Consider the following 13,136-nt stretch of genomic DNA (forward strand, 5'->3'; position numbering starts at 1 on the left):
GACCATGCACCTGTCCAGACATCCGACCAGTTATCCCACGCGCTATCAGGAAATCGCCGCCCGGCTTGAGCAGGAGCTGCGCCACCACTATCGCTGCGGCGACTATCTGCCCGCCGAGCAGCAGCTGGCGACGCGCTTCGACGTAAACCGCCATACCCTGCGTCGGGCTATCGACCAGCTGGTTGAGCGCGGCTGGGTACAACGCCGTCAGGGCGTCGGCGTGCTGGTGCTGATGCGGCCGATCGATTACCCGCTCAATGCCCAGGCGCGGTTCAGCCAGAACCTGCTGGAACAAGGCAGCGATCCCACCAGCGAAAAACTGCTGTCGGTACTGCGCCCCGCCAGCGCGCACGTTGCCGAGGCCTTTGGCATTAGCGAGGGCGAGAATGTCATCCACCTGCGCACCCTGCGCCGGGTCAATGGCGTCGCCCTGTGCCTGATTGACCACTACTTCGCCGACCTGCGCTTCTGGCCGGTGTTGCAGACCTTCAGCCACGGCTCGCTGCACAACCTGCTCCGCGATCGGCTTGACGTCAAACTGACCCGGGTGCGCACCAAAATCAGCGCCCGTCGCGCGCAGGCGAAAGAGAGCAAGCTACTGGAGATCCCCAATATGGCGCCGCTGCTCTGCGTGCGCACCCTCAACAGCCGCCAGGGCGAGCAGGCCGTCACCGAATACTCCGTCAGCCTGACCCGCGCCGACATGATTGAATTCACCATGGAGCACTGAATGCACTTCGATACCGCCACCCGTCAGCGCTGGATGTCCGTGCTGGCCCACAGTGAACCGCAAGATCTTCTGGCACGCATGCACGCCCTGCAGCTGGCGCCGGAGTATGATCTGATCCGCTCTCCCGAGACAGGCCTGGTGCAGCTTCAGGCCCGGATGGGCGGTATCGGCGACCGTTTCTTCGCCGGCGACGCCACGCTCACCCGGGCGGCGGTACGTCTGGCCGATGGTACGCTCGGCTACAGCTGGATCTTAGGCCGCGACCGCCCGCACGCCGAACGCTGCGCGGCCATCGACGCCCTGCTGCAGTCGCCCCGCCATTTTCACAATTTAATGGAAACCCTGATAACCCCGCTGGAAGCGCTACGCAGCGCGCGCACTGAAGCCCGACGCGCCGAAGTCAACGCCAGCCGGGTCGACTTCTTTACCCTGGTTCGCGGAGATAACGCATGACCTTACAACCCGCTTTTACCCTGGCTGTGCAGGATGCCCAACACAGTTTTCGTCGCCTGCTGAAAGCGATGAGCGAGCCGGGGGTGATTGTCTCCCTGCAGCAGTTGCAGCACGGCTGGCAGCCGCTGAACGTCGCCTCCACCAGCCTGCTGTTGACCCTTGCCGATCACGAAACGCCGGTCTGGCTCGCCAGCGCCCTGCATAACGATCTGGTGGGACAGAATCTGCGCTTCCATACCGGCGCGCCGCTGGTGGACCAGCCGCAGCAGGCGGTCTTTGCGGTCGCCAATGACGGCATCAGCGCCGAGCAGCTCAACGTCCTCTCCGCGGGCACCGTCACCGCCCCAGAGACCGGCGTCACGCTGATCGTCCAGCTCGCCAGCCTGAGCGGCGGGCGCATGCTGCGCCTGACCGGGGCAGGCATTGCCGAAGAGCGAATGATCGCCCCTCAGCTGCCGGACTGCATCATTGACGAACTGACGGAGCGCCCGCACCCGTTCCCGCTGGGCATTGACCTGATCCTCACCTGCGGCGAGCGCTTGCTGGCGATCCCGCGCACCACCCACGTGGAGGTTTGCTAAATGTACGTTGCCGTCAAGGGCGGCGAGAAGGCGATCCGCGCCGCTCACGCCTTACAGGAACAGAAACGACGGGGCGATGGACGGCTTCCCGAACTGAGCGTTGACCAGATAAGCGACCAGCTCAATCTGGCGGTGGACCGGGTGATGACCGAGGGCGGCATCGCCGATCGCGAACTGGCGGCGCTGGCGCTCAAGCAGGCCAGCGGCGATAACGTCGAAGCGATCTTCCTGCTGCGCGCCTACCGCACCACCCTGCCGCGGCTGGCGGTTAGCGAACCGATCGACACCGCCGGAATGCGTCTCGAACGCCGCATCTCGGCAGTGTACAAAGATATCCCCGGCGGTCAGCTGCTGGGCCCTACCTACGACTACACCCACCGCCTGCTCGATTTTACCCTGCTGGCGAACGGCGACGCGCCGTCTGTGCCGAAAGCCGATAGCGAAGCGCCGACCTCGCCGCATGTTTTCAGCCTGCTCACGCAGCAGGGGCTGGCGAAGGCCGAGGAAGATCGCGGCACACCGCCCGACGATATCACCCGCACCCCGCCGGTCTACCCCTGCTCGCGTTCTTCGCGCCTGCAGCAGCTGATGCGCGGCGATGAAGGCTACCTGCTGGCGCTGGCCTATTCGACTCAGCGCGGCTATGGCCGCAACCATCCGTTTGCCGGCGAGATCCGCAGCGGCTACGTGCAGGTGGAGATTGTCCCGGAAGAGCTGGGCTTTAGCGTCAATATTGGCGAGCTGCTGCTGACCGAATGCGAAATGGTCAACGGCTTCGTCGCCCCGCAGGATGAACCGCCGCACTTCACCCGCGGCTACGGTCTGACCTTCGGCATGAGCGAGCGCAAAGCGATGGCCATGGCCCTCGTCGACCGCGCCCTGCAGGCGGCGGACTATGACGAAGAGATTGCCGGTCCCGCCCAGGATGAAGAGTTTGTGCTGGCCCACGCCGATAACGTTGAAGCCGCCGGCTTCGTCTCGCATCTGAAGCTACCGCACTATGTCGATTTCCAGGCCGAACTGGCGCTGCTGAAACGCCTGCAACGGGAGAACGAACGTGGCTAACCCACTGACTGGCTATAACTTTGCTTATCTCGACGAGCAAACCAAGCGCATGATCCGCCGGGCTATTCTCAAAGCGGTAGCCATTCCCGGCTATCAGGTGCCGTTCGGCGGTCGCGAAATGCCCATGCCCTACGGCTGGGGCACTGGCGGCATCCAGCTGACCGCCAGCGTCATCGGCGAGAACGACGTGCTGAAGGTGATTGACCAGGGCGCCGATGACACCACCAACGCGGTGTCGATCCGCCAGTTCTTTAAGCGCGTGACCGGCGTCGCCACCACTGAGCGCACTGAAGACGCCACCCTGATCCAGACCCGCCACCGCATCCCGGAGACGCCGCTGGTGGAGGATCAGATCCTGATCTATCAGGTGCCGATCCCGGAGCCGCTGCGCTTTATCGAGCCGCGCGAAACCGAAACCCGCACCATGCACGCCCTGGAAGAGTATGGCGTGATGCAGGTGAAACTGTATGAAGATATCGCCCGCTTCGGCCATATCGCCACCACCTACGCCTACCCGGTGAAGGTCAATGGCCGCTACGTGATGGACCCCTCGCCGATCCCGAAATTCGATAACCCGAAAATGCACATGATGCCGGCGCTGCAGCTGTTCGGCGCCGGGCGTGAAAAGCGGATCTACGCCGTGCCGCCCTATACCCCGGTGGAAAGTCTCGATTTCGACGACCATCCGTTTACCGTCCAGGAGTGGGATGAGCCCTGCGCCATCTGCGGCTCGCGCCACAGCTACCTCGACGAAGTGGTGCTGGATGACAGCGGCCAGCGGATGTTTGTCTGCTCCGATACCGACTATTGCCGCCAGCAGAGCGAGGAGCAGAAAAAATGAGCCAGCCGTTACTTGCCGTCAATCACCTGACCCATCTCTATGCCCCGGATAAAGGCTTCCGCGACGTCTCCTTCGAACTGTGGCCGGGGGAAGTGCTCGGCATCGTTGGGGAATCCGGATCCGGTAAAACCACCCTGCTGAAGGCGATTTCCGCCCGCCTGACGCCGCAGCGGGGCGAGGTGCTGTACCAACAGCGCTCGCTGTACGCCATGAGCGAAGCCGAACGCCGCCGCCTGCTGCGCACCGAATGGGGGGTGGTGCATCAGCACCCGATGGACGGCCTGCGTCGCCAGGTCTCCGCCGGGGGCAACATCGGCGAACGGCTGATGGCCACCGGCGCCCGCCACTACGGCAACATTCGCGCCACCGCCGAAAAGTGGCTGCAGGAGGTGGAGATCCCGCCCTCACGCATCGACGACCTGCCCACCACCTTTTCCGGCGGCATGCAGCAGCGTTTGCAGATTGCCCGCAATCTCGTCACCCAGCCGAAGCTGGTGTTTATGGATGAACCTACCGGCGGGCTGGATGTGTCCGTGCAGGCACGGTTGCTTGATCTGCTGCGCGGTCTGGCGGTGGAGCTGAATCTGGCGGTGGTGATTGTCACCCACGATCTCGGCGTCGCCCGCCTGCTGGCGAACCGACTGCTGGTGATGAAGCAGGGCCAGGTGGTGGAGAGTGGCTTAACCGACCGGGTGCTCGACGATCCGCATCACCCTTACACCCAGCTGTTGGTGTCGTCGGTATTGCAGAACTGACGCTGTTTTGCCGGGCGGCGGCTGCGCCTTACCCGGCCTGCAGATGCGTTATTCGTAGGCCGGGTCAGTGAAGCGCCACCCGGCAACTCAACCCCGTGAGGGCTAACATGATCCGCGTTGAAAACATTCATAAAACCTTTGTTCTGCACCAGCAGCACGGCGTGCGTCTGCCGGTGCTGGCCGACGCCTCGCTGACCGTTAACGCCGGGGAGTGCGTGGTGCTCCACGGCCACTCCGGCAGCGGCAAATCGACCCTGCTGCGCTCGCTGTACGCCAACTATCTGCCGGACAGCGGCCATATTCATATCCGCCACGGCGACGAATGGGTCGATCTGGTCACCGCCACGCCGCGCAAGGTGCTGGAAGTGCGTCAAACCACCATCGGCTGGGTCAGCCAGTTTCTGCGGGTGATCCCGCGCATTTCGGCGCTGGAGGTGGTGATGCAGCCGCTGCTCGACCTCGGGACGCCGCGTGAAGCGAGCGCCGCCAAAGCCGCCCAGCTGCTGACCCGCCTCAACGTTCCTGAACGTCTGTGGCATCTTGCGCCGTCGACCTTTTCCGGCGGCGAACAGCAGCGAGTCAATATCGCCCGCGGTTTTGCGGTCGACTATCCGATCCTGCTCCTCGATGAACCCACCGCCTCACTGGATACCAAAAACAGTGCTGCCGTGGTCGACCTGATCCACGATGCCAAAGCGCGCGGCGCGGCCATCGTCGGGATTTTCCATGACGAAGGGGTACGCCGCCAGGTCGCCGACCGGCTGCACCCCATGGGAATGACAGCATGATTATCAATAACGTAAAACTGGTTCTCGACGACGACGTGGTACACGGTTCGCTGGAAGTCCAGGGCGGTCGCATTCTCGCCTTCGCGGAAAGCCAGAGCCGGCTGCCGCAGGCGCTGGATGGCGAAGGCGGCTGGCTGCTGCCGGGCCTTATCGAACTGCATACCGATAACCTCGACAAATTCTTTACCCCGCGACCGAAGGTGGACTGGCCGGCCCACTCGGCGATGAGCAGCCACGATGCAATGATGGTCGCCAGCGGCATCACCACCGTGCTCGACGCCGTGGCGATTGGCGACGTGCGCGATGGCGGCGATCGTCTTGAGAATCTGGAGAAGATGGTCAATGCGGTGGAAGAGACGCAAAAGCGTGGTCTTAACCGCGCCGAGCACCGTCTGCACCTGCGCTGCGAGCTGCCGCATCACACCACGCTGCCGCTGTTTGAAAAGCTGATCGAGCGCGAATCGGTGAGCATGGTCTCGCTGATGGATCACTCCCCGGGCCAGCGCCAGTATGCCGATCGCAGCAAGTACCGCGATTACTATCAGGGAAAGTACCATCTGACGCATGACGAGATGGATCGTTTTGAAGCCGAGCAGATGGCCCTGGCCACCACCTGGTCGCAGCCCAATCGCCAGACCATTGCCGCCATGTGCCGCGCCCGCCGTATCGCCCTCGCCAGCCACGACGACGCTACCGAGGCGCATGTGGCTGAATCCCACCAGTTGGGTAGCGTGATCGCCGAGTTTCCTACCACCCTGGCCGCGGCGCAGGCTTCACGTCAGCGCGGGATGCACGTCCTGATGGGGGCGCCGAATATCGTGCGCGGCGGTTCCCACTCCGGCAACGTCGCCGCCCACCAGCTGGCGAACCACGGTTTGCTCGACATTCTCTCTTCCGACTACTACCCCGCCAGCCTGCTGGATGCCGCATTCCGCATCGCCGACGCCGAGGATAACGCCTTCACCCTGGCGCAGGCGATCCGTCTGGTCAGCAAACATCCGGCGCAGGCGCTGGGCCTTGACGATCGCGGCGTCATCGCCGAGGGGAAACGCGCCGACCTGGTGCTGGCGCACCGTCGCGGCGAGCATGTCCACATCAACCATGTCTGGCGCCAGGGAAGGAGGGTCTTTTAATGCCGGGGAAACTGATTTGGCTGGTGGGGCCCTCCGGCTCCGGTAAAGACAGCCTGCTGGCGGCGCTGCGCCAGCGCGAGCACCCGCAGTTGCTGGTGGCGCATCGTTACATTACCCGGCCCTTTAACGCCGGTAACGAAAACCATATCGCCCTCAGCGAACATGAATTTTTTACCCGCGCCGAGCAGCATCTCTTTGCCCTCAGCTGGCACGCCAACCATACTTACTATGGCATTGGCGTGGAGATCGACCTCTGGCTGCACGCCGGCTTCGACGTGGTGGCCAATGGCTCCCGCGCCCATCTGGCGCTGGCGCGGGAACGCTACGGCGAGGTGCTGGTGCCGATCTGTCTCGCCGTCTCGCCGCCGGTGCTGCGCCAGCGGCTGGAGCAGCGCGGCCGGGAAAATGCGGTGGACATCGCCCAGCGTCTGGACCGCGCCGCGCGCTATAAGCCGGACGATTGCCTGACGCTGAATAACGACGGCAGTCTCCGCCAATCGGTCGATGAGTTTTTCCGCCTGCTGCGCAGCCACGCGGTGCGCGAAGCGGATCCGCTGGTATAAACACAAGGTGACACGATGAGCCTGACCCTCCGCTTAACCGGCACCGGCGGCGCTCAGCTGGTGCCGGTCTTCGGCTGCGATTGCGCGGCCTGCCGCCGCGCCCGCCGTGAGGAAAGCCATCGCCGCCGCCCCTGTAGCGGGGTGGTGACGTTCAACAGCGCAGTGACGCTGCTGGACGCCGGCAGGCCGGATCTGATGGAACATCATCCCGCCGGCAGCTTTCAGCAAGTGCTGCTAACCCACTATCACCTGGATCATGTGCAGGGGCTGTTTCCGCTGCGCTGGGGCGTGGGCGGGCCGATCCCGGTCTATGGCCCGCCGGACGACGCCGGCTGCGACGATCTGCTCAAGCACCCCGGCCTGCTCGACTTCAGCCATACCGTCACGCCGTTTGTGGTGTTTGAGCTGCAGGGCCTGCGGGTGACGCCCCTGCCGCTCAACCATTCGAAGCTCACCTTCGGTTATCTGCTGGAGTCGGCCCACAGTCGGGTGGCCTGGCTCTCGGATACCGCCGGGCTGCCGGACAAGACGCTGAAGTTTTTACTCAACAATCGCCCGCAGGCGATGATCATCGACTGCAGTCATGAGCCGCGCGCGCAGACCCCGCGTAACCACAACGATTTCACTACCGTTCGCGCCCTTAACCAGGCGATAGGCTGTCCGCGAGTGATCCTCACCCATATCAGCCATCAGTTTGACGTCTGGATGATGGATAACCCGCTACCGGAAGGTTTCGAAGCGGGCTATGACGGGATGGAAATAGTACTGGATTAAGCGTCGGTCTGCAGCGGGGCGATCAATAGTCATCGTCCAGACGACGCTGATCGCTTTCTAACTGGCGGCGATCGCGATCGAGCTGGCGCTGGCGTTCATCCAGCTGACGGCGGCGATCGTCCAGCTGGCGTTGCCGATCGTCATACTGGCGCTGGCTGTCACGACTCTGCTGGCGGCTCCCTTGATAGCGCCCGTCATCATAACGGCCATCGTCATTGTCTCTGTCGTCGTCGTCACTGGAACGGCTACTGCCCGGGTTATAGGCGTCGTTAATGGCTTGCTGAATATTGCCGATCGCGTCATCGATAATATCGGCGCGAGCGGCCAGGCTGGTCAGCGACAGAGTGCAAAAGAGCAGTGCGGTTGCGTAACGTTTCATCGGGGCCAATCTCATCAGAGTCCTGCCGCTACCTTAATCAACGGCATGCCGCCCGGGTAGCGGAGGAATCTCAAATCCTCGCGTACGCCGCGCTTAGCGCCTGCGCCAGCTGGGCGCGGGTAAAGGGCTTACGCAGCCACTCCACCTCCGGCAGGGCCGGGTTCTGCGCCGGGCGCAAATCCTGACCGCTGATCAGCAGCACCGGCAACGCCGGAAAGCGGCGTCGGGCGGTATGGATCACATCGGCGCCGCTCAGCGCGCCGGGCAGCATCAAATCGCTGATCAACAGGGCGATAGCCGGCGAGGCCTCCAGCAGCTGCAGCGCCGCTTCCCCGCTGGCGGTTTCCAGCGTCAACCAGCCCAGCTGATGCAGCTGCTCGCACAGCGTCTGGCGAACATCCTCTTCATCCTCCAGCACCAGCGCCAGCCGCTCTCCCGCCGGGATGGGTTCGTCTTCCACCGGCGCCACCGCCTTCACGACCTCGGTCATCGCCCGGGGCAGCTGCAGCCGCACCGTCGTCCCCTGCCCCGGCGCGCTCTCCAGCGCCACCCGGCCGCCCGACTGGCGCACAAAGCCATACACCATCGACAACCCCAGGCCGCTGCCGCTGCCGGTGGCTTTGGTGGTGAAGAAGGGTTCAAACACCCGGGCTTTCACCGCCTGCGACATGCCGCTGCCGTGATCGATCACCTCCAGGGCCACCATATCCTGCCGCTGGCCGCTGCTGCGAGTGACCCGCTGATTCCAGGTGCGAATTTTAATGACGCCCGCGCGCCCGGCCATGGCGTCGCGGGCGTTCATCACCAGGTTGATCAGGGCGTTTTCCAGCTGGCCGACGTCTATCCATGCCGGCCATGCCGGCGACTGCGCCTCAATCTCCAGGCTCAAGGTCGCCGGCAGGGAGTGGCGCATCAGCTCGCTGAGGTTCTCCAGCAGCGGCGCCATTGCCACCGCCTGGGGATGCAGCGCCTGCTTGCGCGAAAAGGCCAGCAGCCGCTGGGTCAGAAGCGCCCCGCGTTCCGCCGCCTTCAGCGCCCTGGTGAGGCGCGGCGCATCCTGCGCATTCGGCTCCACCAGCTCAAGGCTGCCGATGATCACCGCCAGCAGGTTGTTAAAATCATGCGCCAGGCCTCCGGTCAGCTGGCCGACGGCCTTCATCTTCTGGCTGTGCAGCAGCGCCTCCTCCAGCTCCTGGCGCTTAATCCGATCGATCTCCATCTGGGTGGTCTTCTCTTTCAGCAGCCGGGTGGTGTGCTCCAGCGACGCCGTATTGCGGGCGAAAACGTTAAAGGCGCGCGCCAGTTCGCCCAGCTCGTCGCGCCGCTGCAGGGCCGGCACCGAGACGTTCGGCTCTCCCTGAGCCAGCCGCGACATCGCCCGCGAGATAGCGGTCAGGTTAGAGCCCAGGTTACGGTAGATGTACCACCCGGCGCAGCCGGTGATCGCCAGCGCCAGCAGCGCGGAAAGCAGAATAAACATGCTGATGGAGCGCAGCTCCCGATGGCTCTGCGCCGCCCGCTGTTCGGAGGCTTCCGCCACCCGGGTCACGTACTGATTGATGTCGTCGTTAAGCAGCGCGACCAGCGCTTTGATGTGGTACATGTACCAGCTGATCGTCAGGTCGCTCTCCTCCAGCTGGGCCGACAGCGGGGCCAGCTTCGCCAGCTCCCGGGTGACGTCGGGAAGAACAAACGCCAGCGCGGGATCGGCGCTATGGGCCGGCAGGTCGCCGCGCAGCTGGTCGAGCTGCAGGACGATCGACCGCGGCGTGACGGTATGGATCGCGGCGACGATCAGCCGGTCCATCTCGGCCAGCCGGCGAGGATCGATCGCCCGCTCCCCGCCGCGATCGTTAAGATCGGCGAGATGGCGCAGGTTGCTCTGATTCTGGTAAAGCGAACTCAGCAGCGCATTGCGCTGCAGATGGCGGCGCTGGCCGCGCTCCAGCATCTCCGCCACGCTCTGCTGCAGCGCGTTGCTGCGGCGAATAATACTGGCCACCAGCGCCTGCTCCTGCTGCGCCAGCGGGGCCGCCGCCAGCTGGGCCAGCGAGTGCTTCAGCGCCTGCTGCGTCGCCAGCAGCCGTTCCGCTTCGCTTTTGTACTCCAGCGCGCCCACTACCTGCGACAGGCGCACCGCCGCCGTGGCGACATTCGCCGTGTCCCGCGCCAGATCCATACTGCCGCGCATATCGTTGAGGGTCTGGCGCTGCACCTGCTCCTGCAGCTGGCTGGCGTGGTGAAAGCCGAACACCGCCACGCCGCTCACCAGCAGGGTGACGACTACCATCAGCAGATTAAAGGAGAGCAGGCGGCCACGGGCGCTGGTGAAAAACGGGTGTCGGCGAGCGGTCATAGCAACTCCGGTGAAGGAACGGTCGGCAGATAAGCGTGACGGTGCAGAAAATGACGCCGCGTAACTGTGATCGCGGTTAACTATTTATCACTATGACAAATATGAATGGATTCTGACATCCTGCATTTATTTTCCGGTGGTGGACTGCAGCTATTGTTCTCGCAGACAGGAGCGCCGTGATGACCGCCACCCCGGTACTGGAAATGCGCCATATCGCCAAAGCTTTTGGCAAATTCTACGCGCTGAAGGGCGTCGACCTGACGGTCTGGCCCGGCGAGATCCATGCCCTGATGGGGGAAAACGGCGCCGGAAAAAGCACGCTGATGAAGATCCTCGCCGGCGCCTATACCGCCACCAGCGGCGAGATCCTGATCGACGGGAAACCACAAACGATCCGCGGCCCCAAGGACGCGCTGGCCGCCGGGATCACGTTGATCTACCAGGAGATGCAGCTGGCGCCGAACCTGACCGTCGCGGAAAACATCTTCCTCGGCAGCGAGCTGGCGCGCGGTGGCCTGGTGCAGCGCAAAGCGATGCTCAGCCAGGCGCAGGCGGTGATCGACCGTCTCGGCGCCCAGTTCAAGGCCAGCGACCGGGTGATGACCCTGACCATCGCCGAACAGCAGCAGGTGGAGATCGCCCGCGCTCTGCACCGTCAAAGCCGCATTCTGGTGATGGATGAACCCACCGCCGCCCTCTCCTCGCGAGAAACCCAGCGCCTGTTCGACCTCATCCTGCGCCTGCGTGACGAGGGCATGGCGATCATCTATATCAGCCACCGCATGGCGGAAGTGTATGAGCTCTCCGACCGGGTCAGCGTCCTGCGCGATGGGCAGTATGTCGGCAGCCTGGTGCGCGACAAGCTCAATGCGCCGGAGCTGGTGCGCATGATGGTCGGCCGTCCGCTCAGCGATCTGTTCAATAAAGAGCGCGATATTCCCCGCGGCCAGCCGCGCCTGCGGGTCGAGGATCTGACCGATGGCGGCAAGGTTAAGCCCAGCAGCCTGGTGGTGCATGCTGGCGAAATCGTCGGCCTCGCCGGGCTGGTCGGCGCCGGACGCTCCGAGCTGGCGCAGCTGATCTTTGGCGTGCGCAAAGCCACCGGCGGGGTGATCGAGATCGACGGCGAGCCGGTGGTGATCCACTCGCCGCGCGAAGCCATCGACCATGGAATCGGCTTTCTGACCGAAAATCGCAAAGAGCAGGGCCTGTTTCTCGAACTGGCGGCCCAGGAAAACATCACCATGGCGACGCTGGAGCGCGACGCGACCTGGGGGATGCTCAATCGCCGTAAGGCGCAAACTATTTCCGATGACGCCATCCAGTTACTTAACATTCGCGTGCCGCACGCCCAGGTGCGCGCCGGCGGACTGTCCGGTGGCAACCAGCAGAAGCTGTTGATTTCGCGCTGGGTGGCGATTGGCCCACGCATTCTGATCCTCGATGAACCCACCCGCGGCGTCGACGTCGGCGCGAAAAGTGAGATTTACCGCATCATGAACGACATGGCGCGCCAGGGCGTCGCTATTCTGATGATCTCCAGCGAACTGCCTGAAGTGGTGGGCATGAGCGACCGGGTCTATGTGATGCGCGAAGGGACTATCGCCGGCGAGCTGCAGTCCGGCGATATCAGCCAGGAACAGATCATGACGCTGGCCACCGGCGTGAACGATTCTCACCTTAAGGCAGGGCAACTATGAGCATACCGAAAGAGACCTCCGCGCCGGTCGCGACATCCGCTTCGGCGAAAAAAATGCTGATGGGCGACCTGATGCAGACCGTCGGCATTCTGCCGATCCTCATCCTGATCGTCGCCGTTTTCGGCTTTATCGCCCCCAACTTCTTCACGGAAAGCAATCTGCTGAATATTACCCGCCAGGCCTCGATCAACATTGTGCTGGCGGCGGGAATGACCTTCATCATCCTCACCGGCGGCATTGACCTCTCCGTCGGCTCCATTCTCGGAACCACCGCGGTGGCGGCAATGGTGGTCTCGCTGATCCCGGAGTTGGCGTTGCTGTCAATTCCGGCGGCGCTGATGCTCGGCCTGCTGCTTGGGCTGTTCAACGGCGCGCTGGTGGCCTTCGCCGGGCTACCGCCGTTTATCGTCACCCTCGGCACTTACACGGCGCTGCGCGGCGCCGCCTATCTGCTGGCCGACGGCACCACGGTAATCAACTCCGATATCAGCTTCGAGTGGATCGGCAATGACTACCTCGGCCCGGTGCCGTGGCTGGTGGTCATCGCCCTGGCGGTTATCGCGGTGTGCTGGTTTATCCTGCGCCGAACCACCCTTGGGGTGCATATCTACGCGGTGGGCGGCAACATGCAGGCGGCGCGGCTGACCGGCATCAAAGTCTGGCTGGTGCTGCTGTTTGTCTATGGCATGAGCGGCCTGCTCTCCGGCCTTGGCGGGGTGATGAGCGCCTCCCGGCTGTACAGTGCCAACGGCAATCTCGGGGTCGGCTACGAGCTGGACGCCATCGCCGCAGTCATTCTCGGCGGCACCAGCTTCGTCGGCGGCATCGGCACCATCACCGGTACGCTGGTGGGGGCGCTGATTATCGCCACCCTCAATAACGGTATGACCCTGATGGGGGTCTCCTACTTCTGGCAACTGGTGATCAAAGGGGCGGTGATCATCATTGCGGTGCTGATCGACAAATACCGTACCCGACACCATCAAAGTGCATAACAACACCATCTTACCTGCGAGGA

General features: G+C 63.7%; 14 protein-coding genes. 12 read left to right on the top strand and 2 right to left on the bottom strand.

The features are described from left to right. Window positions 1-4: 4 nt before the first annotated feature. The 10 genes from phnF (at window position 5) to phnP (ending at window position 7,683) form a co-directional block, all read left to right on the top strand. Entirely contained in the window at window positions 5-730 is a 726-nt protein-coding gene (gene phnF / locus ABLU95_RS07605) for a phosphonate metabolism transcriptional regulator PhnF (protein WP_348879175.1), read from the top strand. Next, window positions 731-1,183 (top strand): phosphonate C-P lyase system protein PhnG, encoded by a 453-nt coding sequence (phnG, locus tag ABLU95_RS07610; protein ID WP_348879176.1) that lies wholly within the window; start codon window positions 731-733, stop codon window positions 1,181-1,183. Next, window positions 1,180-1,764 carry a phosphonate C-P lyase system protein PhnH gene (gene phnH / locus ABLU95_RS07615; protein WP_008807244.1) on the top strand — a complete coding sequence of 195 codons (585 nt, stop codon included), beginning with the start codon at window positions 1,180-1,182 and terminating at the stop codon, window positions 1,762-1,764. The genes phnG and phnH overlap by 4 nt, the downstream gene beginning before the upstream one ends. After that, window positions 1,765-2,829, top strand: coding sequence for a carbon-phosphorus lyase complex subunit PhnI (locus ABLU95_RS07620; RefSeq protein ID WP_023291667.1), 1,065 nt, complete (start codon window positions 1,765-1,767; stop codon window positions 2,827-2,829). It abuts the gene before it with no gap. Further along, window positions 2,822-3,670, top strand: coding sequence for an alpha-D-ribose 1-methylphosphonate 5-phosphate C-P-lyase PhnJ (locus tag ABLU95_RS07625; protein ID WP_080901633.1), 849 nt, complete (start codon window positions 2,822-2,824; stop codon window positions 3,668-3,670). Before ABLU95_RS07620 ends, ABLU95_RS07625 begins: the two co-directional genes overlap by 8 nt. Then, entirely contained in the window at window positions 3,667-4,425 is a 759-nt protein-coding gene (phnK, locus tag ABLU95_RS07630; RefSeq protein ID WP_023291666.1) for a phosphonate C-P lyase system protein PhnK, read from the top strand. Before ABLU95_RS07625 ends, phnK begins: the two co-directional genes overlap by 4 nt. Window positions 4,426-4,532: 107 nt before the next feature. Further along, window positions 4,533-5,213: a phosphonate C-P lyase system protein PhnL gene (gene phnL / locus ABLU95_RS07635; RefSeq protein ID WP_060589936.1), complete on the top strand. Its 681-nt coding sequence runs from the start codon at window positions 4,533-4,535 to the stop codon at window positions 5,211-5,213. Next, the gene (gene phnM / locus ABLU95_RS07640; RefSeq protein WP_348879179.1) at window positions 5,210-6,346 is read left to right on the top strand and encodes an alpha-D-ribose 1-methylphosphonate 5-triphosphate diphosphatase; all 1,137 of its coding nucleotides are present in this window, start codon (window positions 5,210-5,212) and stop codon (window positions 6,344-6,346) included. The genes phnL and phnM overlap by 4 nt, the downstream gene beginning before the upstream one ends. Next, window positions 6,346-6,909 carry a ribose 1,5-bisphosphokinase gene (phnN, locus tag ABLU95_RS07645; RefSeq protein ID WP_004206368.1) on the top strand — a complete coding sequence of 188 codons (564 nt, stop codon included), beginning with the start codon at window positions 6,346-6,348 and terminating at the stop codon, window positions 6,907-6,909. The genes phnM and phnN overlap by 1 nt, the downstream gene beginning before the upstream one ends. Window positions 6,910-6,924: 15 nt before the next feature. Then, the gene (gene phnP / locus ABLU95_RS07650; RefSeq protein ID WP_023291662.1) at window positions 6,925-7,683 is read left to right on the top strand and encodes a phosphonate metabolism protein PhnP; all 759 of its coding nucleotides are present in this window, start codon (window positions 6,925-6,927) and stop codon (window positions 7,681-7,683) included. Between the two features lie 22 nt (window positions 7,684-7,705). Here phnP and yjdP read toward each other — a convergent pair whose 3' ends face one another. Both yjdP and ABLU95_RS07660 read right to left on the bottom strand, forming a co-directional pair. After that, window positions 7,706-8,062: a DDRRRQL repeat protein YjdP gene (gene yjdP, locus ABLU95_RS07655; protein ID WP_032429059.1), complete on the bottom strand. Its 357-nt coding sequence runs from the start codon at window positions 8,060-8,062 to the stop codon at window positions 7,706-7,708. Between the two features lie 70 nt (window positions 8,063-8,132). Beyond that, window positions 8,133-10,418, bottom strand: a complete 2,286-nt coding sequence (locus ABLU95_RS07660) for an ATP-binding protein (RefSeq protein WP_348874696.1) — start codon at window positions 10,416-10,418, stop codon at window positions 8,133-8,135. Between the two features lie 179 nt (window positions 10,419-10,597). On the opposite strand from ABLU95_RS07660, the gene ABLU95_RS07665 reads away from it, so the two are divergent. Together ABLU95_RS07665 and ABLU95_RS07670 are read left to right on the top strand one after the other, a co-directional pair. Further along, on the top strand, window positions 10,598-12,118 hold the full coding sequence (locus ABLU95_RS07665; RefSeq protein ID WP_048296446.1) for a sugar ABC transporter ATP-binding protein: 1,521 nt from the start codon (window positions 10,598-10,600) through the stop codon (window positions 12,116-12,118). Continuing rightward, a complete protein-coding gene (locus ABLU95_RS07670) occupies window positions 12,115-13,113 on the top strand; it encodes a ribose ABC transporter permease (RefSeq protein WP_023291658.1) in 999 nt (332 codons plus the stop codon). The genes ABLU95_RS07665 and ABLU95_RS07670 overlap by 4 nt, the downstream gene beginning before the upstream one ends. Window positions 13,114-13,136 lie beyond the last annotated feature (23 nt).

The organism is Klebsiella sp. GG_Kp146 (assembly GCF_040061975.1).
GTDB classification, from domain to species: Bacteria; Pseudomonadota; Gammaproteobacteria; order Enterobacterales; family Enterobacteriaceae; genus Klebsiella; species Klebsiella quasipneumoniae.